We start from the raw sequence: 22,036 nt of genomic DNA on the forward strand, positions 1-22,036 counted from the left end.
TCCGATTGTAGAAAGTTCCGATGTAATCCCCAAAGATAATCCTGTTGTTCCAAACGCTGAAGTAACTTCAAAGATGATCTCTATTAATGAGTGGCTTTCTGACAATGACAAGATAATTACGGATGTAAAACATATGAGTGTTGCCACAATCGTCACGACAAGAGATTTTATGATATCCTGCTCGTGAATCTCCCTTCTGAATATCTTTATAGTCTGATTCCCTCTCGCGAAATGGAAGAGGAATAATAGGTTAAGGGCGAAGGTAGTTGTCCTTATACCTCCTCCTACAGAACTCGGGGAGGCACCTATGAACATCAGACCGCTCAACACTAATAAAGTTGAAGTTGAGAACTCCGCAACATTCATCGTAGCAAGACCCCCGCTTCTTGTAGAGGCCGATTGAAACAAAGCATAAAAGAATGATTCATGCCATACCATTCCGCTGAAGAAATGTTTATATTCAAGGATGATAATCATCAACGTTCCGAACACTAATAGACATCCAAACGTCAGGGTCGTTATTTTCGTAAAGAGAGAGAAATGGTGCTTGCGTCTTTTACTATTCATCAGGAAGTCCTTTGTTTCTATGAGCACAGGGAATCCAATGGCTCCCATCGTAATCAGGATAATCGTGATGAATTGAACAAAATAGTCATGTTTAAACGGGATAAGTGACTGTCCCGTAATATCGAACCCTGCGTTGGTCGTAGCACTTACAGACGCAAACAATCCATGAATAAAAGCTTCTTGCCAGGTAGAATAATAACTTAAGAAATACACCCCGAGTGTAAGTCCCCCGATTATTTCAATTATGATGATCAGGAGTAAAATTTGCTTAAGCAAATTAACCAACCCGGATAAATTGGTTTGATTTTGATCCGTCATGATCAATTGACGTTCCTTTAATCCGATTTTCTTCCCAACAAGCAGCCAAAAGAACGTTCCGACTGCCATTACACCAATTCCCCCAAACTGAAGGACGAATATCAAAAGGAAAATACCCGTAGTGCTGAAAGTATCGGCTGTACTCACCACAGTCAGTCCTGTAACACTAACTGCACTTACAGAAGTAAATAAAGCGTCTATAAAATTCCAATTTACATCCGGCTTATGTGCCACTGGGAGACTTAATAATATCGTTGCCACCGTTACGGCAAGCAGATAATAGGATACGATCACTTGTGCAGGTGTTAACTTATTTAGTTTAGAGCGAAATGTTAACCACATATGTACTTCCCTTTCAAAGACAATAATCATTTACCTTATCTATCTTAAATAAAATGCGCATGGAAAGAAAGGAAAAAAGGAGGATTCCCTTTATTTTATTCTTTCTTTCATGCTGAAAGCTTAAACCGTTTCTTATTCGATTAACTGAACGGTATAAAATATTTCCACTTATGATGGTATGTAATTAACAAATACTATTCATACGGAAGCAATTAAGCTTCACGTTTCATTAGAAAAGGAGGTACTCAATATGGCTAGAAGCAGCAATAAACTACTAGTACCGGGTGTTGAACAATATCTTGATCAAGTGAAATATGAAATCGCTCAGGAATTTGGTGTGACACTTGGGTCTGACACTGTTTCCCGTTCTAACGGTTCAGTTGGAGGAGAAATTACGAAACGACTTGTAAAGCAAGCCCAATCACAGCTTTCAGGCGGACAAACTAAATAATAATAATGGCTATGTTCAGCCGGCAATTGCCGGCTGGCTATTATACATACAAAGCAAAGGCTCATTCGAGAATGAATGAGCCTTTTCCATTATGCATATTCAGCAACCCTCAGCAATGAAAATCATCAGTGATTTTTTTCCTTTTCACCTTTACCTTCATTTCCATTTTTTTGTTGATTGTTCGGTTTATTATCATGATGGTTTGATCTGCCTTCGTGCCCGTTGGATTTATTCCTTGAATTATCTTTTTCATTCTTCGCAGGGTGGGACCGATTATCAGATTGATTTTCTTCCTGATGTGATCCATTGTTACCCTTGAATTTTTCACTGTCTTTATTCTCTCCACGGCTTCGGTCTTTCATGCCATTATTCCTTTTCTCATTGTTTCCTGCTTTGTTATCTTGTTCCAGACCGGTCGGGGCTTTCTGCTTTTTTTCACCGTGTTTAGAAGGATGTGGATTTCCATCATCATTGGATGCAGCTGGAACGGTTGCCTTTTTCTCTTCACTCGTATCTTTTGAAGGCTTTTTTTCTTTATTCTCAGCTGGATTGGCTATAACCTCGTTTTCTTTTAAAAGAGTTCCTGCTGTTACTCCTTTTTTAACCGCCTCATCCCTCAAATCCTCGGTTGTTTCATTCATGATGATTTTTGCACTATGGAGATCATTATACAGTTTTACAAACTTATTCAAATCCTTAAGCAGAGCAGAGTGCGTTTCAGTTGCAGCATGATTTGTGAAAGTCGATGTAATCCACACATTCTGATCGTTTTTCAAATAGCCAAGTTTTGCGCTCATACGCAGGATCTCTTCGGCCACTTCACTTACTTTATCTTTTTCCCAATGTTCTAATTTTTGTATTAGAATTTCCCCATCTTCATTATATGGAGTTATCTCGAGGACTTGTTGATCCCTGTTTAACGTAAGCTCAAGACTGGGATTAATATCCACCGAGACATAGGCGTATGCTTTATTACTCTGTAAAAGAGATGCAGAAAATAGTGTAAGCATGAGGACGGCTGCAGAAAGAATGGAGGCAGCTGTCTTCCAGTTTCTCTTCACTTTTACCCTGCTTTCTTTCATTTCTGGAAAGAAAGGAATTTCTTCACCGATAACATATTGCTGATTTGGCTTCTTTTTTCCATTCACAAACTGTCCATCCGGCGTCATCATAATAAGAACATCACGTCTGATTTCCATAATGATCCCTTTACTCATATATCTAACCGCCCTTTTAAGTAATCCTTTAAATACACATAATTTCCAATCAAGATAAGGGATATGGCAATGATGTATTTTCTATTTCTCTCGATTGTTTTTCTGCTCACATTTACCTGTTTTTCTATTTTTTTTATAGGTAAACGTTTTTTCTCCATTAAGTAATTCATTAATTCATTCGACGTGACAACTTTTTTGGCAATTTCTATCGCATTAAGTCTGGCATCCTCATGTTTTGGAGATTGCTCGACTAAATCTATAAATGAAAGATTATAAAGGGACAGCTGGTCTTGAAAGTCAATGATCTCTTCTCTTCTTTTCAAGCTGTCTTCCTGCTTCGCGTATTCTTCAACAGAAACGACCTGTTCGATTGTCAAAGCTGCTGTATCGTCCTCATCTCCCACGAGATTCCGATCAATACTGATATCCTGAATCTTCCCGTTTTTCCGGATATAATCGATGACCTTGCGTTTAATAATGACTTCGGCAAAACTTATTATGGAAGAACCTCGTTCGTTATTATATTTAAAGATAGCATCATGAAAAGCGATAAGACCGATGCTGAATTCATCATCGCTTTCATATATATACCGTTTGCAAACTGAAGAAACGGTTTTTTTGATAAATGGCTTATAATCATCTATAACCTTATTAAGCAGCTGCTCATCACCATGTTGGATATCAATGGCCAACTCTTCTAGAGCTGGCTGCTTCTTTTTTTTCGTCATCAAAAATAATAATACATTCTGCATCAGTCTCACCCCATTCTGCAAACTATTATACTAATAAGCTGCCATTTTTCAATGGAAAATAGAGAGGAAGGGGTTTCCTAAAGCCGCATCCATCCCCGAATGTTTCCACTAAGTCCCCTTAGTTTACTACACTACAGTGAAAGCCGCCTTAGTTTTCCCCTTCTGACTGATGATTTAGCATCTTTCATCCGGTAAGATGATTCATTCTTTTTATTGAAGATGCAAAATTAGTTACGTCCGTTCCCGTTATGACCATTCCCTTTTTGCCCGCTACTCTCTTTATGACCGTTACCCTTACTGTCATGATTCTCCTTTTGGCTTCTGTGCTCTTTTCTCTCTTTTTGATGAGCTTGCTCCCTTTCTTCTTTCTTCTTATCATGCTTCTCTCTTGCTTCTTGTTTTTTCTCTTCACGCTGTTCTTTCGCCTGTTGTTGAACTGCTTTACGTTCTTCTTTCACTTCTTGTTTATTCAGTTGATTTTTGACTGGAACTGTTTCCGTTGCTGTTTCAGTTTCTTCTGCGCCTTCAGCTGGCTTATCTACTGCTGGAATCGTTGTATTTCCTTCATCGCTTGAAGAATCAGCGGTTACTTCAGTTACTGATTCCGCTGCTTCTTCTCCAGATTCTTTTGTTTCATCTTTTTCTTCCTCTTGTTGTACCAACTTTTCTTTATGTTTAGCAAGCTTCTCAGCTAATTTTGCGTAACTCTTATCAATATTCTTTTGCAGAGCGGCTTTTGCCTTAGGATTTTTCACTCTTTCTAATGCTGAACTTAAAGCTGCGATGTTTTCAGACATCATCTCTTTTATTTCTTTTATAGCCTTCTCATCACTTGTTGTTCCATCAGCAGTTTCTTCTTTTGATATATCTGCATCAGTATCAGAGTCATGATTGGCATCTGTTTCTGCTGGGTCAGCATCATCTGCAGGCTGATCTGCAGCATCTTCTTTTACGGCCTCTTCAGCCATTTTATCTTCAAATGAGTTCATCATTTCAATTGCCTTTTGAATAGCTTCGACAGATTTCTCCTCTTGTCCCGCTTGAAATAAAGCTTCTGCTTCAGCTAAACGCTCAGCTGCGTAAACTGCAATTAATTTTGCTTCCTTGCTTTCGTCCAGTGTAAAAGCAAGCTTGACTTTTTCTAACGCAAGCTTTGCAAAATAAAAGAAATCACCAGGTACTATTGATGGAGCAGCAGTGGATTCTTCCAACTTGTCTATTTCATTTTTTACCGAATCAATTGTTGCTTCATCATTCACCTGTACATTTGTGTTTACAGACGCTTCCTGCTCTTCCATTTTTACAGAGTCAAATGTTTTGCCATCTGAATTTGCAAAAACAGAAGTCCCAGAAAATGTAACAGACCCAGCAAGTAATACAGCCAGTGTAGATTTCATGATTGTTAATTGTTTTTGTTTTGTCATATGTAGCACCCCAGATTTTTTTGTAGCGATCGCTCATTAAATGAATTACGTTTGTGAGTTTTTTTTTGAGGGGGTATGAAATATAAAAGATGAAAAATTCCACTAAAGCGACAGATGAATTTTTTCATCATACAGTGAAAGTGCAGAAATGAAATAAAATAGCTGATGATACGAATGAACGCACCACCAGCTTTCTGGGCTATATCATTATTCAGTTTCCAATTCTTGTTCATTTGTATTCTTTGCTTTCTTTTTTGATAATACATACCCTCCAACTGCCAGAAGGATAAGAACGCTCCAAAAAACAGCTTTCCAGCCTTTTGATTCGGGAAAATGCTGATCCAGTATTGCTACTGCTGGATGTGCCAAAGTAAACACTGCCAACTTTACACCGACCCATCCAACAATCAAGAACGCTGTTGACTCAAGTGTAGGATATTTTTCAAGCAATTTAACGAACCAAGTTGCAGCAAACCGCATTATAACGAGGCCGATAACTCCACCAAGGAACATGACGATAAATTGACCGCCGTCTATTCCTCCTATTTGAAACCAGCCCGTTGGCTGGAGAGTGACTGCAAGTGCTACCGCTGCCAACATTGAATCTACAGCGAACGCAATATCAGCCAGCTCCACTTTCAGCACTGTAGTCCAGAAGCCCGACCCTTCTGCATTGGCTGGTTCTCCTTCCACCACTCCTTTATCTTTTTTCTTTTTAATAAAATGATGAATGGAAACATAGAAAAGGTAAAGTGCACCTATCGCTTGTACCTGCCACACATCGACCAAGAAAGAAATCATGAAAAGAGCAAGGAATCTGAATAAAAATGCTCCAAATAATCCATAAAACAGAGCTTTCTTCCTTTGCTCTGCTGGTAAATGCTTAACCATCACTGCCATGACCACGGCATTATCTGCTGCTAAGATCCCCTCGAGACCGACAAGAATGAGAAGTACCCATCCGTACTCCAGAAACATTGATGCATCCATTTATAAAGTCCCTCCTGTTTTCACTATTAGTTTTCCAATAGGCAAGGAAATTAATAAAAACAAAAAAGACCCTTGCCTATTAAGGCAAAGGTCTTGCTTAGCATCCAACATATGCCAACAAAGCCGATGGAAAAATCCATGAATTGACGACTTTGTTTAGGCCGAAGCCCATAGCTACTCCCCTTTGTCAAAAAGAAAACGTATATTGTATAGTATTATTTTATCTTATTGACACGAATCCGTAAAGAATTCAGCCTTACCGATACTTCAACAGGAATGATCGAAGTGCTAACCCCAAAAAAACACCGGGTATCACGCACATCATTGGAAAAAAGATGGGCCCGATGAATTTTCCGAATAAATATACCTTGGGTGAATACATAAGGCCGACTGTGACAAAGTAGGCAGACAGTACAAAAGGCAGATAAGCATAATCTTCTTGTTTTTTTAGAGCAATTTTATATGCGTCCCACATCGCAAACATATAAAGACATGGATAAAACATCAGCCACTGATAGTCAATCGTACTTGCAGCCAAATGTGTTTTTCCTAAGAAACTATACATGATCGCCTGATTAAAATCGCTCTGGACATTAATGATGATTTCAAGAAGTACAAATAACGTTCCCTTAAACCAATGGCCTGCCAATAGTTGTGGAAACCCCGGCAGGGCAATACTCCAAAGAATCCCTTCTGTTTTTGTTATGGATTTCTTCATAGATATCCTCTTTTAATTAGAGATAGATTACCCTTTCTGAGGGAAATGCATATAAAAGTATATGTCAGTCTGCTTTTATGTATATTAAGGGATTGTGACATCTTGATAGTCCTCCTCGAGATGTATCTCCGCTTATTTTTGCCATTATCCTCCTAATTATTACGAGTGTTTCTTTTTTAAGATTCTTGTTGGCCAAATCATTACTATTTTCCTGCAACAATCAGGAACATAAAGATTGAAGATTAAAAAATTACCCAAAGCAGTATCTGCCCCGGGTAACCTTTAATTAAAATTTATAAGTGTATCTTTTCTTTCTTTTCATACGCCTTGTTTCTTTATCAAAGAAACTGTATACAACAGGAATTACATAAATGGTCAATAATGTACTGCTGACAAGCCCTCCGATAACAGCTATACCCATAGGCTGATTGATTTCTGTCCCCTCGCCTATTCCAAGAGCCAATGGAAGCAGACCTAGAATGGTGGTGAGAGCGGTCATCAGAATTGGGCGTGTACGGTCTTGAACTGCTTCGACGATCGCTTCAAAACTGTTCTCGGCCGTTTCTTTGCGTTGATTGATATAGTCTACAATGACAATGGCATTATTAACCACGATACCAGCCAGTACAATTACTCCAATGATTGCAGAGATACTAATCGGCGTCCTGGTAATTGTAAGGGCAGCAGCTACCCCTATCACCATCAGAGGAACAGTGAACATGATGACAAAAGGATATTTAAACGATTCAAATTGTGCAGCCATTACCAAGTAAACAAGGATGATCGCAAGCCCCAGTGCCAGCACCATATCATCAATTGAATCCTCCAACAGCTCTCTGTCACCGCTGAAGGATACCTGTGTTGCATCCGGCAGATTCAGCTCCGCTATCTTTTCATCCACAGCCTTTGAAATGGTTCCCAGGTTAGTGGACGATGTATAAGTCAAATCAAATTGCACGGCATGCTGCTGATCCATTCTTTGGATGCTGACCGGTCCATCTTCAATGCTGAAATCCACCACAGAATCCAGTGCTATATACTCTCCCCTTCCATTAGGGATAAGAAGCTTTTTAAGCGAATCGAGATTCTCAGTAATGTTCCGGTCGTACTTAACATAGACACTCAGTACATCAGATTCTTTTGTAACAATCTGTGTGGCCATGACCCCTCTTGTGATGTCTTGTACGGCTGATCCGATTTGCGCAGGGGCAAGTCCCTGCTTTAACGACTCGTCCTTGTCTACATCCATTTGTATTTCCTTAACTGTTTCCATCTGGTCTGTTCCGAGTGCTGTTACATCTTCCATACCCTTCAGGTTTTCGTATACAAGGTCAACTGTATCATCCAGTCGTTCCTTATCGGTATCCCTTATGTTAAACGTTAACGTTTGAGGACTCGTCCCGGAAGTCGACTGCAGATTGAATGAAACTTCAGCTGAATGATTCACTTTTTGCGCAGCTTTCTCGATTTCCGGTTTTATATCATCGGCAAATTCGAAGATGGATCGACCCCTGTGCTCAAGAGGTTTCATTTTCACATAGATTTCAGCTATATTTCCTTTTTCAGAACCTCTGAAAGATTCCTCCTGGGTAGTTCCTACCAGGCTGACAAACACAGCGACATCTTTCTGTTTCTCTAAATTCTGTTCGATCGCTTTTACTACTTTATCCGTTTCTGCCTTTGATGAACCATTTTCCAATTCTACTCTCATATTAAAGAATCCCTCATCAGTAGGAGGTAGAAATTGAGTGCCCACAGTCGTAAGTCCATACCCTCCAGCTACTAGAGTGATTATGGTTATAATTAGTACAACACCCCTGTGGCGCAATGACCATTTAATGCTTTGAACGAAACGTTTACGTGTCTTCGAACGTCGACGTTTAGCTTCGAGATTCCCTTTAGGCTTCTTTAAGAGTCTGCTGGCAAGCATCGGTATCACAGTCAGTGCAACAACTAATGAAGCAATCAAACTGAATGAAATGGTCAGTGCAAATTCAGTAAATAACTCTCCAAGTAATCCTGAAATAAACACTACGGGTAGAAAGACCGCGACAGTGGTCAGAGTGGATGCTGTGATAGCTCCGCCAACTTCCTTAGCCCCTTCACTCGCTGCAGTTCTTGCATCCTTTCCCAAAGAAAGATGCCTATAAATATTTTCAATAACAACAATGGCATTGTCCACCAGCATCCCGATTCCCAGCGCCAGGGCACCTAGCGTCATAATATTCAGAGTAAAGTCTGCAAAGAACATGAGAACGAAAGTGACAATGACTGAGTACGGGATGGCCACCCCTATAATCAACGGACTCTTCACATTTTTCAGAAACAAGAAGAGTACGAGCATGGCAAATGCTCCGCCAATCAACAATGAATTGGTTATATTGCCTATCGCTTTCGAAATATAATCTCCCTGATCAAACAGGATATTGGCTTTGATTGATTTATATTGATCTTGTTTCAACAACCTGTCCAATTCTTTTTGAAATGCTTTTGAAACCGAAGCCGTATTCGCATCCGATTGCTGGAGTACGCTGAATAGAACTGCAGGCTCCTGGTTTGCCCGTGTGGAGGTGTTCGTGCTCTCTTCCTTCCGTTCAACACTTGAGATTTCATCAAGAGAGATTTTTTTGCCTGTTTGAGGATTCGTTCCAACTATAAGTCCCTTCATTTCATCCACGTTTTCCAATTGGCTTATGACCCTGGTAGTCAAGGTTTGTCCATCTGTTTCAATCGTATCACCCGGTGATGTCACATTGTTAGCCCTGATGGAATTGACGATGTCTGCCTGCTTCAGCCTATTCTCTTTTAACGCCTGTTGATTCAATTCGATGACAACCTCATCATTAAAAGAGCCGGACACATTTACGTTCGCAACCCCTTCTACACGAGTAAGTTCCAATTTCAGTTTCTCAGAGAGGTGCTTAAGATTGTCCATCTCCCCTTCTTCTCTTAAGGAAACTTGAATGATTGGAAATTGTGCAGGATCAAATTTTAAGAACCTCGGTTCCTGTGCACCATCAGGTAAAGGGGCCTGATCCATCCGCTGAAGGACATCGTTTTCTATATCATCAATTGACGTTGTCCATGAAAATTCAAGAAGAATAAAATTGGATCCTTCTCTGGATGTCGATTGAATGTTCTTCATTCCCGGTAACGTAGAAAGGCTTTCTTCAAGCGGCTTTGTAACTTTCTCCACTACCTCTTCCGGACTGGCTCCAGGGTAATTCGTCACTACAACTCCCACGGGAGGATTCAAATCGGGAATAAGTTTTAAAGGAATTCTGAGGAGAGACACTCCTCCCAATATCAAGATTAACAACATCGTCACGATCGTAAAAACAGGACGACGTATCGAAAAATCACTGATTTTCAATGATTTTGCTCCCCCTTCTCAATCTACTTGTATGTATGGTAAACGCAGTTAGCTTAACTATAAGTCCTTCAACATAAACCTTCAATAATAAAACATCCCTGTTTTCAAAAGTTCACACTTCGGTCACCAATAAATAAATCTCTTTTTGTTTGTGCAAACTAAAGCTTATTCTTTAGTAAGGAGTAAAAACATGCCAAACTGGGTTCCATTTTTGTCAATAAGTATCATCAGTGTAATCCTGCTGGGTTATACAATCATGAGAAACAGAGAAAAATCCCCTCAAATCATTTTGTTTTGGCTTTTTATAAGCGGACTGTGCTATTTTTTTGAATTTATCGTTTTCATCATTTTAGAAAGCTATGAATATAACCCCGATATATTGGCGAATGAGTATAATGACAGTATTGCGGGCTCTATCACTTCACAAGCTCTCGCAGTACCTGTTGCAATCACTTCCCTTGTAGTCTTTCATTTAAATACAAGGTGGACTCTCTTTATTATTGGTCTGTTCTATATGATTGAAACACTCTTCCTGCATTTAAATATTTACGAACATAATTGGTGGAAATCATTCTACACGATTATATTTTTAATTTTAGCTGTCATCCTCTCTCGTATATGGTGGAGATTTTTACATGAACAAAGATCTCAATATGTCAATTTTGCCACTTTATTTTTTGTTATGATGGCACTTTCTGAAACGGCAGGCTGGATATTTTCAGGTTTATTAGGTTTGTATTCGCTGCCTATTCCTTTTTCAAGTGTAGAAATGAAAAACAACATTATTGGGAATGGTATCTATTTATTATTTGCAACCTACCTATACTCCCTTATCATTTACTTCCGCAGCAGAGAATTGCCTTTTACAATCATGTCGCTGGTATTTTTACTCACGATTGAGATATTGATGGTTAATCAGGGCATTCTCACTTTAAAGGATTCCTATTATATATTTATATTACCTGCTGTTCATATCACGATGATTCAGGCAGGGAAGTATATATATCACCGCCACTTTAGAGCTTTTCAGACAGCATCACAATAAAGACTGTTCCAGCCTGATTAGACATTTATCCTTTCCGGTAAATGCTCTATTCATAGAGGAACAGTCTTTAAAGAGGTATTTTGTTAATTGATTGCGTGTTTCACTTCACTTTTTTCTTGTTTGATCGTCCAGCCCGTAAATCCATACAAAATCGTAATTAGAGGAGATACAATACAAAAGACGGCAAATGGAAGATAATCCATTGTTGAAACCCCCAGCACATCCGTCAAGAATATACCGCACACACTCCAAGGTACCAGCGGGTTTACCACCGTCCCTGCATCCTCAAGGGTTCTTGACAGGTTCTTAGGATGCAGATCCATTTTCTTGAATTGAGTTTGAAACGCCTCGCCTGTCAAAAGAATGGATAAATACTGCTCACCAACTACTACGTTTATCCCGATAGCAGTGAGAGCCGCTGTGAGAATGGATCTTTTTGCTGATCCGATGACAAGAGATACACGAGTAAGAATAGCAGGAATGATTCCAAGTTTAAATAGCAAACCTCCCAAACTTAGAGATAGAATGACTAACGAAATCGTAAACATCATACTTTCAACACCGCCTCGACTTAAAAGTGAATCAACAGCTTCCACTCCTGTCTTGGAGGTATATCCAGAAAACAATATGCTTAAAAGCTCTTTTACGTCCCAGGAAAAGTGGAGCATCGAAATTCCGATTGATACGGCCACATTAATGGCAAGTGCAAGCAATGCCGGCACTCTGAGCGCTATAACCAGCAGGAGGGCGATGACAGGGATGATACTGTACCAATGAACCAATCCCGTCTGACTCAAACCTTCCTGAAGTGCTTCAAGCTCTGATAGATTGATATCCTGTTCACCTGGCGAAAAGAGAAGGAAGACAATAATCGTAATGATGAATGCCGGTATCGTGGTCCATGCCATGTTTCGAATATGTGTAAAAAGATCTACCTTTACAATCGAGGAAGCAAGATTCGTTGTATCGGATAATGGTGACATTTTATCTCCAAAAAATGCCCCGGAAACGATCGCTCCAGCAGTGATGGCCATGGAAAGTCCCATCGCCTCCCCAATCCCGATTAACGCCACCCCGATTGTAGCTGCCGTTGTCAGTGAACTACCGACCATCACCCCGCTTAAGGAGGTCAGGAGAAAAGCAATTGCATAAAAATAATGCGGAGATACAAATTCAAACCCATAAAACATCAAAGTCGGAATCGTGCCGCTTATTAACCAGCTGCTGATAAGAAGGCCGATGAAGATGAATAATAGTACTGCACCAAGTCCGCCTTGCGCCCCTCCGATCATCCCCTCTTCTATATCTTTATATTTCACTTTACGGAGAAAACCGTAAATCATCAGAATAAATAACGACGTGATAATCGGCATATGAGGAACAGATTCAAAACGAATGATGCTTATGCTGATCGTCGCAAGAACGATCAGCAGTACCACAATCGCTTCAATCAATTTAGGTTGATGAACTTTACTAATATTTAACATAAGATAGCACTTCCTTTAAATAATGATCGTTATTAATAAATGGAATCGGGGATTTTGCGCATAAAAAAACCCTTCAATCCCTGATAGGGACGAAGAGTTCCTCCGCGGTACCACCCTAATTGGAGCAATCATCTCTTCAACCTCACTCCTATTCATTGGATTGAATGAAGAAAGAATGCCCCCGCTTCATAAAAGTTTGTCCTTATTGAAATCCGCCGCTTCTCATCAAGGCGAAAAACATTTCAATGAACAATGTAATTCGGATTTTCTCTGACCTAAGCTTCCACCCGCCGCTTAGTCTCTGGTTGCTGTCTATTAGAAATCCTACTGATTTGTCCAGGACAATGTATTTATTTTCACACTTAAACGCTTTTCAGCTTTTATGCACTAAAGTAAGATTTAATAGATTCATTGTAACATGATGATGAACATTGTCAATATAATAAAAATAATAATCCACATGTATAAGAAGCTGGGACAAAACGAATAAACCACGACATAAAGACGAACAATTCAGCGTATGTTCTTAAAACCTGCTAATGATTTCCGTGCAACCGCTGGAAAGAGCTAAAAACTAAATGTATATTTAACAAAACAAATACCCGAACTAATTTGCTTATAATAAGGCAAATTAGTTCGGGTTTTTCTTAGACTAAAAACTTTTGTCCCAGCCTTAAATCGTACTATTTGCATTTACATCAAGCTGTACAACTTGATGTCAGGATGTTTATCTGAGAACCATCTCATCGCAAAATCATTTTCAAATAAGAAGACGAGATTTTCATGCCGGTCTTTCACAAGCATACTGCGGGAGCTTGACATTGACTCTTTCACATCTTCCTCATTCTCAATCCATCTGGCAATTTTAGAACCAACAGGTTCCATTCGGACATCGACATTGTACTCATTTTTCATCCGGTGCTCGAACACTTCGAATTGAAGTTGCCCAACTGCCCCAAGAATTACATCTTCCGTGCGGGTTTTGTAATATTGGATAGCACCTTCCTGTACAAGCTGAAGGATCCCTTTTTGAAAGTGCTTCTGCTTCATAACGTTTTTAGCTGTAACTCTTACAAATAATTCTGGTGTGAACTGTGGTAACTTTTCATATTGAAAGGCTTTTTTACCTTCTGTAAGAGTATCACCTATCTGATACGTACCTGTGTCATAAATACCGATAATGTCCCCGCTGACGGCTTCATTCACTGTACTGCGGTCATCTGCAAGGAATTGAGTTGACTGGGCCAGTTTAATATTTTTGCCTATTCGGGGCAGGTTGACCGACATTCCTCTTTCAAACTGTCCCGAACAAATTCTGAGGAAGGCGATCCGATCACGGTGAGCCGGGTTCATATTCGCCTGAATCTTAAAGATGAAACCGGAGAACTCATTACTTGTCGGATCTATTTCGCCAACATCAGAATTCCTCGGCTGAGGTGACGGTGCAAACTGCAGGTAAGTCTCCAGGAATGTCTGTACACCAAAGTTAGTTAAAGCACTTCCGAAAAATACCGGTGAGAGTTCCCCATTTGCGATCCGTTCCCTCGAGAATTCATTTCCTGCTTCATTAAGCAGTAGAACATCTTCCAATGTTTGATTGTATAGATTACTTTCCTTCAGTGAATGATCTCCATCGATTTCTCCTTCTCCATTAAGGGGAATGAACCGGTTTTCATCTTCAACGCGGAATTGCTCCACCCGGTTATGAAATCGATCGTAGATCCCAAGGAATTCCTTCCCCATTCCGATCGGCCAATTCATTGGATACGATTGTATCCCCAGGACTTCTTCCAGCTCTTCCAGCAATTCAAGCGGTTCCCGCCCCTGACGGTCCATCTTGTTGATGAAAGTAAAGATCGGAATCCCCCTCATGCGGCAGACCTTGAATAATTTCAATGTCTGAGCTTCAATCCCTTTAGCGGAGTCGATGATCATGACGGCACTGTCAACTGCCATCAATGTCCGATACGTATCTTCAGAGAAATCCTGGTGTCCGGGTGTATCCAATATGTTTACACGATAATCTTCATAATCGAATGCCATCACGGAAGATGTAACAGAAATCCCTCTTTGCTTTTCAATTTCCATCCAGTCGGAAGTCGCAAACTTCCCGGTCTTCTTACCTTTTACCGTTCCAGCAGCACGAATTGCCCCGCCAAACAATAACAACTGCTCTGTTAACGTTGTTTTCCCTGCATCAGGGTGAGATATAATAGCAAAGGTTCTTCGTGACTGAACCTCTTCTTTAAAGTCTTTTTTCATTCATAAATTCCTTTCTCGTCAGTCTTCTTTCCCATCATATTCTTTCTTATATGAAGATGCAATAGTAAAAGCGCAGGCGGCTTGCCCAGACCCGACAAGCATAAGATGAATGGACCGGGAAGGCGCTCTTTTGCCTTCTTGGACCATTTAGCTTATGACCTCGAGGGTCTAGCCGCCGGAGCTGGATAAAATAAAGCGCAGGCGGCTTGCCCAGACCCGACAAGCATAAGATGAATGGACCGGGAAGGCGCTCTTTTGCCTTCTTGGACCATTTAGCTTATGACCTCGAGGGTCTAGCCGCCGGAGCTGGATAAAATAAAGCGCAGGCGGCTTGCCCAGACCCGACAAGCATAAGATGAATGGACCGGGAAGACGCTCTTTTGCCTTCTTGACCATTTAGCTTATGACCTCGAGGGTCTAGCCGCCGGAGCTGGATAAAATAAAAGCGCAGGCGGCTTGCCCAGACCCGACAAGCATAAGATGAATGGACCAGGAAGGCGCACTTTTGCCTTCTTGGACCATTTAGCTTATGACCTCGAGGGTCTAGCCGCCGGAGCTGGATAAAATAAAGCGCAGGCGGCTTGCCCAGACCCGACAAGCATAAGATGAATGGACCGGGAAGACGCTCTTTTGCCTTCTTGACCATTTAGCTTATGACCTCGAGGGTCTAGCCGCCGGAGCTGGATAAAATAAAAGCGCAGGCGGCTTGCCCAGACCCGACAAGCATAAGATGAATGGACCAGGAAGGCGCACTTTTGCCTTCTTGGACCATTTAGCTTATGACCTCGAGGGTCTAGCCGCCGGAGCTGGATAAAATAAAGCGCAGGCGGCTCGCTGTAAAGGATTAGCTTCCCATACCTACATTTCCCTCGTCCACTGCAGTATTCTTCTGCTTACCAATTCCGCTGTTTCTTCAGTAACCCGCACTTTCAAGGAAAGAAGTAACTTATTTCGAATGTCTGCTGCATCATATGTAAATGAATAACTCCATTCAATGTCAGGAATCGCTACTAAAATCAACTCTTCCTTTTTATTTTCGTGAATATATACTTTTTGTTCCAAGCCTTCCAAAAAATTTTTTCTTATTTTCATTTTTGAATCCCCTTTCATGAAAACGCTGTAGTAGAGCATACTAATGACGAACTTGTCCGTACAACTTTGTAAAAAACATGTCATAAACGTGTAATTGTAGGTTGTCAGACTTCTGAAAGAATTGTAAAATAAAAAACCGAAAGCATCAAGTTAGTTACTTTACTATTTATGAGGTGAAAAGAATGCATTATTTATGGGGTATTGCGGGTATATTGGTTGTTCTTGGAATCGCTTTCCTATTCTCTTCCAATAAAAAGAGTATTAATTTCAGGACGGTTCTTGGCGGCCTTGCTATCCAATTATTATTTGCTTTTCTAGTTCTTAAGACTCCTTGGGGTCAAAATGGATTAGAAGCATTGACAATGGGAGTTAATCAGATCATTAACTACTCAAACGAAGGGATTGAGTTCCTATTCGGAGGATTATATACAAAAGAGTCGAATATAGCATTTGTCTTTGCGTTAAATGTACTGCCTGTTGTTATCTTTTTCTCAGCTTTAATTTCTGTACTATATTATCTAAAAGTTATGCAGTTCTTTATTAAAATCCTTGGCGGAGGACTATCAAAACTTCTTGGTACAAGAAAAGCAGAGTCTTTGTCAGCAGCTGCGAATATTTTTGTAGGTCAAACTGAAGCTCCTTTAGTCGTTCGTCCCTATCTGGCAAAAATGACAGAATCAGAATTATTTGCTGTCATGACCGGTGGACTTGCTTCTGTCGCAGGTTCTGTATTAATCGGCTATTCATTGCTTGGTGTCCCTCTAGAATTCCTGCTTGCTGCGAGTTTCATGGCAGCACCTGCGGGACTTGTTATTGCGAAATTATTTGTTCCTGAAACAGACAATACGCCTGAACCTAAAGAATTCGATATGGAAGCGGATTCTGAATCAACCAACGTGATCGATGCAGCTGCCAACGGTGCAAGCGTTGGTCTGCAATTAGCATTGAATATTGGTGCAATGCTACTGGCATTCATTGCATTGGTTGCATTGATCAATGGAATTTTAGGTGGTATCGGAGGATGGTTCGGAGTAGAGAATTTATCACTTGAGCTGATCTTAGGTTATGCATTCGCTCCACTTGCATTTGCTATCGGAGTACCTTGGAGTGAAGCTGTGATGGCTGGTAACTTTATCGGTCAAAAACTCGTTATTAATGAATTTGTTGCTTATTCAGCTTTTGCACCTGAAATCGGAAACCTGTCAGATAAGACAGTTGCCATCATTTCATTTGCACTTTGCGGATTTGCCAATCTATCATCATTGGGTATTCTGCTCGGGGGGCTTGGTAATCTCGCACCTAACCGCAGAGGTGACATTGCCCGTCTCGGAATTAAAGCAGTAATTGCCGGAGCTCTCGCATCATTACTAAGTGCTGCAATCGCAGGTATGTTTATTTAATTCTAAAATTAATTGTTTAATTTAAAAAGGAGATGGCCATTCGCCATCTCCTTTTTTGCAGCTTATTTACTTTGCTGTTATATATTTTATTTTGCTTTGTTCTATTGCAATGTGTTTATCGCTGTGAGGATACTTTGTGTTTTCGACGATTTGATAATCTTCATGTCCTTTACCAGCGAAAATAATGATGTCCCCAGGTTCACTTATCTCGACAGCATGTTTGACGGCTTCTGCACGATCGCCGATCAAAGCATATTGGTCATGCTTCATTCCTTTTTCAAGATCATTCAGAATGCTGTCATACTCCTCATAGCGCGGATCATCTGTAGTCAAAATGACGTAGTCTGCAAGTGAAGCTTTTTCAGCCATTGTCGGACGCTTTGATTTATCTCTGTTTCCGCCTGTACCCACGAGGAAGATAATTTTGTTCTGTTTGAACGGAAGCACCGACTCTATAGCTTTTTCTATAGCATCTGGTGTGTGAGCATAGTCGATATAAACGGATAATGGGGCGTCCATTTCCACTTTTTCCATTCTTCCGCTGACAGGAGGCAGTTCCCTTACAATCCCTACTAGTTTCTCCACTTCCATTCCCCGGGCATATAAGCAAGCCATTGCAGTGAGAATGTTATATACATTGAACTTTCCAAGCAGCTTCATTTCCACCTCGAAAGAACCTTCTGGAGAATGCAGGGTGAATGAAGTTTTATCGTTATCATATTTGATTCTGTCTGCTCTAAAGTCAGCCTTTGCCTCCAGTGAATAACTGATAACTTCATGAGGCGTCATATAATGATATCGATTATACCATTCGTCATCCGCATTTAAAATCACGTATTTAGGGTTCTCAAGGTCCTGGCCTAATTGGGAGAACAATAATCCTTTAGCGTACCCGTAATGTTCCATCGTTTCATGGTAATCCAAGTGATCATGGCTAAGATTTGTAAATGCAACCACATCAAAGTCTATTCCCCAGAGTCTTCCGAGGCTCAGTCCATGAGATGACACCTCAAGGATGAAATTCTGAATGTCTTTCTCGACTGCCAGGTTCAACATTTGCTGGTTGGTTAAATTATCACATGTGGTATTTTCACTAGGCAGGAGTTCACCGTCCAAATTGAAACCGATTGTTCCTGAAAGCGCTGCTTTTTGATGATCTTTTTTTAACATCGAATGAATCAGGTTCGTAACAGTGGTTTTTCCATTTGTCCCTGTGACTCCGAACACATTAAGCTTTTTGGAAGGATAATCATAATACTTATTCGAAAGCTGTGCCAGAGCCTTAAAGGAATCTTTCACCACTACCAAAGCAGCTTTATCCAAATCAATATCAAGCTGTTTTTCTGCGATGACCAGTCTTGCTCCGCTCTCCACTGCTTTTCCGGCATAATCATGGCCATCCACCGTGTAGCCTCTTGTACAGACAAATACGCCTCCTTCGGTTACTTTTCTTGAATCGACATAAATGTCTTTCACCTTGGAAGGTAATTCTCCATATACAGTTTTTAATTTAATACTTTCTAAAAGGTTGTATGTATTCATCTTTCGGACCCTCACATTAATTCTTATTATGATATTATTTCTATTTTACCTTATGACTTTCACTTTGATAAGAGAAATACCTCCTAAATTGACTAAGATTCATTTTCCACTTATCTCAGTTCTTCCCGTTAGAGATCTGGTTAAAACAAAAAGTCTTCCTTGCGGCAAAATTCAGCCATAAGGAAGACTTACATGATTACTCCATTACCATTTTGGATTGGACATAGTGCCAAAGCAGTTTTTCGGTATGAAAGATGGACGATTCGTGCGTACGTTCATAGGCGTGGGAAGCATCAATCCCTGCCCCGATCAGGCCGTGTACGATATCAAATCCTGCCCTGATAGCCGCGGATGCGTCAGATCCATAATAAGGATAGATGTCCACTTTATAGTCTATCCCATTATCTTCTGCCAATTGAACGAGATGTTTTCTTAATCCGTAGTGATACGGTCCGCTCGAATCCTTCGCGCAAATTGATACTGTATATTCATCTGTACATTGACCATCCCCGATTGCTCCCATATCCACCGCCAGATATTCGACTGTTTCCGGCGGAATATTGGAATTGCCCCCGTAGCCGATTTCTTCGTTGTTGGAGATAAGAAAGTGTGTTGTATAGGGAAGCACAACGCTTTGAGACTGTATTTGCCTGATTAATTCAAGCAGCATTCCGACACTTGCCTTATCATCCAGGTGGCGGGATTTGATGTATCCGCTTTCTGTGAATTCGGCGCGTGGATCGAAAGAAACAAAGTCTCCAACTTCGATACCGAGTTCTCTTACTTCTCTTGCGTTTGTTACTTTTTCATCGATGCGGACTTCGATATTTGTTTCATCACGCTTTGCTTCTCCTGCATTTTTATAAACATGCACGGAGGTTTGATGCATGAGGATCGTCCCGCTGTAGATTTTGCCGCTGGAAGTCTCAATTTGGCAATATTCACCTTCAACCGCGTTCCATCTGAATCCTCCGATCATAGAAAGTCTGAGTCGACCATCTGCTTTGATTTCTTTGACCATAGCACCTAAGGCATCCACATGTGCTGTGAGCATACGTTGACTTTGCGTATTCTCCCCCGGGATGGTGATGATAAGAGCACCTTTTCGGTTCCTTCTCATATCAACACTCAGATCTGAAAGATATTCTTCGACGAAATTTATGATTTTATCTGTGTTACCGGATGGACTTGGGATTTCAACAAGCTCTTTAATTAATTGAATCGTTTTATTTGTATCTGGATATGTACTCATAATGACTCCCTCCCTTTCTTTATTATATCGTCATGCATCCCTGTTCTACAAATGAAGCTTTTCGACAATGGAATATTACACTTTTCAAACATTATGACCTCCTGCGCTGAAAAACCTTTCCTGATACAACATATTTTTGCTGCAAACAACAAACGATATAGTTTATGATCGGGAAATATAATGAGTGGGAGTGATTCAATAGTGAATTCTTCAACGCTGGATTCATTACCTCAAGGAAAAAAACACCCTAAAGGGCTCTATCTATTATTCTTTACTGAGCTTTGGGAGAGGTACAGTTATTATGGAATGAGGGCTCTTCTGGTACTGTATTTAACGACTGCCTTTGTGAGCGGCGGTCTCGGTGTCGAGCCCGCTAAAGCGTTATCGATATACGGCCTTTATACGGGAGCCGTCTATTTCACCCCTATACTGGGCGGCTGGTTGACCGACAGGTATATCGGATTAAGAAAAGCCATCACCATCGGCGGCATAACAATGGCGTGCGGGGATTTCACCATTTTCCTCACCCATTCTCAGACAGGCCTATACATTGGCTTGGCATTATTGGTTCTTGGAAACGGCTTTTTCAAGCCAAATATTTCAACCCTTGTAGGTGAACTGTATCCAAGAAATGACAAACGCAAAGATGCAGCTTTTACCATTTTTTATATGGGGATAAATTTAGGGGCCTTTTTTGCCCCATTAATAGCAGGGTTCCTTGCTGAAGATCTTTTTTTAAGGCCTCTTACTGATGGGACGCTGCATTATGGATTTAAGTGGGCGTTTCTCGCTTCCTCATTGGGCATGATTACAGGACAATTGATATTCAGTGCGTTCAGCAAAAGGTACTTAGGAAATGTAGGAGTGAAACCAAATAAACAATTGGCACGAGAATCCAACGAAAATCAGAATGTCCCTTTATCTCCAAAAGAAAAACAGCGTACGCGGGCAATATTGATACTCGCTTGTTTCGTGGTATTCTTTTGGGCGGGGTTTGAGCAGGCGGGCAGTTCTTTCACATTATATACAAAGAACTTTATCGACAGAGAGATATTCGGCTATACAATTCCAGTAGCCTGGTTTCAGTCGGTCAATCCATTGTTTATCATCCTGCTTGCCCCAATTCTATCAGGTGTATGGTTGAAACTTTCCAAATCTAAACGTGGAGATTTGAACATGACCACAAAGATGGCATTCGGAATGATCCTCCTTGGACTTGGGTTCATGATTTTGATACCCGCCGTCCTTCAGACAGGATCCGACGAACAAAACATTGTCACCCGTGCAAATATAATGTTCATCATATTCACATATCTTTTTCATACTCTGGGTGAATTGTTCTTATCTCCGGTAGGGCTTTCGCTCGTCAGTAAAGTCGCTCCGGTGAAAATCGCTTCACTCTTGATGGGGGTATGGATGGCCGCTATCGGGGTCGCGAGTCTCCTTGCCGGCCAACTGGCATCATTAACGGCTACTTTGGGATATTTGGAGATATTTGCTACCATCGGAGCGGTGGCGATAATATTGGGACTGATCCTTCTCTCAGTTTCAAAAAAACTCGTTTCAATGATGAAAGAAGAAAATGCACCAAGATAAAAAAGAGGGTGGGACAAAAGTGTTTTAGTCTAAGTAAAACCCGAACTAATTTGCCTTCTTACAAGCAAATTAGTTCGGGTTTTTATTTTGTTTAATGTACATTTAGATTTTAGCTCTTTCCAGCGGTTGATTGGAGTGCAAGACGAAGACTCCTGCGGGAAAAGTAGCTTATTAGAAAAGCGTAAGGGCTTTGCTCAGAGGCTGGTGG

General features: G+C 40.7%; 16 protein-coding genes. 4 read left to right on the forward strand and 12 right to left on the reverse strand.

The window, feature by feature from the left end; translation table 11 throughout:
• On the reverse strand, positions 1–1,227 hold a 1,227-nt coding region (locus HP456_RS06005), incomplete at its 3' end, for a TrkH family potassium uptake protein (RefSeq protein WP_172249110.1).
• A 250-nt stretch (positions 1,228–1,477) separates the two neighbouring features.
• Here HP456_RS06005 and HP456_RS06010 point away from each other — a divergent pair.
• Positions 1,478–1,678, forward strand: coding sequence for an alpha/beta-type small acid-soluble spore protein (locus HP456_RS06010; RefSeq protein WP_032089084.1), 201 nt, complete (start codon positions 1,478–1,480; stop codon positions 1,676–1,678).
• Positions 1,679–1,803: 125 nt separating this feature from the next.
• Here HP456_RS06010 and HP456_RS06015 read toward each other — a convergent pair whose 3' ends face one another.
• The 6 genes from HP456_RS06015 to HP456_RS06040 all read right to left on the reverse strand — a co-directional run bounded on the left by HP456_RS06015 (position 1,804) and on the right by HP456_RS06040 (position 10,152).
• A complete protein-coding gene (locus HP456_RS06015; protein WP_172249112.1) occupies positions 1,804–2,895 on the reverse strand; it encodes an anti-sigma-I factor RsgI family protein in 1,092 nt (363 codons plus the stop codon).
• Positions 2,892–3,647: an RNA polymerase sigma factor SigI gene (gene sigI / locus HP456_RS06020; RefSeq protein WP_172249114.1), complete on the reverse strand. Its 756-nt coding sequence runs from the start codon at positions 3,645–3,647 to the stop codon at positions 2,892–2,894. The genes HP456_RS06015 and sigI overlap by 4 nt, the downstream gene beginning before the upstream one ends.
• Before the next feature lie 227 nt (positions 3,648–3,874).
• A complete protein-coding gene (locus tag HP456_RS06025) occupies positions 3,875–5,071 on the reverse strand; it encodes a DUF5667 domain-containing protein (RefSeq protein ID WP_172249116.1) in 1,197 nt (398 codons plus the stop codon).
• A 207-nt stretch (positions 5,072–5,278) separates the two neighbouring features.
• Positions 5,279–6,061 carry a MeeY/MeeF family manganese export membrane protein gene (locus HP456_RS06030; RefSeq protein WP_172249118.1) on the reverse strand — a complete coding sequence of 261 codons (783 nt, stop codon included), beginning with the start codon at positions 6,059–6,061 and terminating at the stop codon, positions 5,279–5,281.
• Between the two features lie 256 nt (positions 6,062–6,317).
• A complete protein-coding gene (locus HP456_RS06035; protein WP_172249120.1) occupies positions 6,318–6,779 on the reverse strand; it encodes a hypothetical protein in 462 nt (153 codons plus the stop codon).
• Between the two features lie 286 nt (positions 6,780–7,065).
• Complete coding sequence (locus tag HP456_RS06040; protein ID WP_172249122.1) at positions 7,066–10,152, reverse strand: efflux RND transporter permease subunit; 3,087 nt, start codon at positions 10,150–10,152, stop codon at positions 7,066–7,068.
• Between the two features lie 190 nt (positions 10,153–10,342).
• Here HP456_RS06040 and HP456_RS06045 point away from each other — a divergent pair, with 190 nt between their 5' ends.
• On the forward strand, positions 10,343–11,197 hold the full coding sequence (locus HP456_RS06045; protein WP_172249124.1) for a hypothetical protein: 855 nt from the start codon (positions 10,343–10,345) through the stop codon (positions 11,195–11,197).
• A gap of 83 nt (positions 11,198–11,280) precedes the next feature.
• Here HP456_RS06045 and nhaC read toward each other — a convergent pair whose 3' ends face one another.
• The 3 genes from nhaC to HP456_RS06060 all read right to left on the reverse strand — a co-directional run bounded on the left by nhaC (position 11,281) and on the right by HP456_RS06060 (position 16,038).
• Positions 11,281–12,684, reverse strand: a complete 1,404-nt coding sequence (nhaC, locus tag HP456_RS06050; RefSeq protein WP_172249125.1) for a Na+/H+ antiporter NhaC — start codon at positions 12,682–12,684, stop codon at positions 11,281–11,283.
• A 693-nt stretch (positions 12,685–13,377) separates the two neighbouring features.
• Positions 13,378–14,946, reverse strand: a complete 1,569-nt coding sequence (locus tag HP456_RS06055; RefSeq protein WP_172249127.1) for a peptide chain release factor 3 — start codon at positions 14,944–14,946, stop codon at positions 13,378–13,380.
• An 858-nt stretch (positions 14,947–15,804) separates the two neighbouring features.
• The gene (locus HP456_RS06060; RefSeq protein ID WP_172249129.1) at positions 15,805–16,038 is read right to left on the reverse strand and encodes a YueH family protein; all 234 of its coding nucleotides are present in this window, start codon (positions 16,036–16,038) and stop codon (positions 15,805–15,807) included.
• Positions 16,039–16,220: 182 nt separating this feature from the next.
• Between HP456_RS06060 and HP456_RS06065 the strand changes: the two genes are divergently transcribed.
• A complete protein-coding gene (locus tag HP456_RS06065) occupies positions 16,221–17,438 on the forward strand; it encodes a NupC/NupG family nucleoside CNT transporter (protein ID WP_172249130.1) in 1,218 nt (405 codons plus the stop codon).
• 66 nt (positions 17,439–17,504) lie between these two features.
• Here HP456_RS06065 and HP456_RS06070 read toward each other — a convergent pair whose 3' ends face one another.
• Both HP456_RS06070 and HP456_RS06075 read right to left on the reverse strand, forming a co-directional pair.
• Entirely contained in the window at positions 17,505–18,980 is a 1,476-nt protein-coding gene (locus HP456_RS06070; protein WP_172249132.1) for a UDP-N-acetylmuramoyl-L-alanyl-D-glutamate--2,6-diaminopimelate ligase, read from the reverse strand.
• A 196-nt stretch (positions 18,981–19,176) separates the two neighbouring features.
• A complete protein-coding gene (locus HP456_RS06075; RefSeq protein WP_172249134.1) occupies positions 19,177–20,232 on the reverse strand; it encodes a M42 family metallopeptidase in 1,056 nt (351 codons plus the stop codon).
• Positions 20,233–20,412: 180 nt separating this feature from the next.
• On the opposite strand from HP456_RS06075, the gene HP456_RS06080 reads away from it, so the two are divergent.
• A complete protein-coding gene (locus HP456_RS06080) occupies positions 20,413–21,828 on the forward strand; it encodes a peptide MFS transporter (RefSeq protein WP_172249135.1) in 1,416 nt (471 codons plus the stop codon).
• Positions 21,829–22,036 lie beyond the last annotated feature (208 nt).

It is taken from the genome of Bacillus haikouensis (genome assembly GCF_013179555.1).
GTDB classification, from domain to species: domain Bacteria; phylum Bacillota; class Bacilli; order Bacillales; family Bacillaceae_B; genus Rossellomorea; species Rossellomorea haikouensis_A.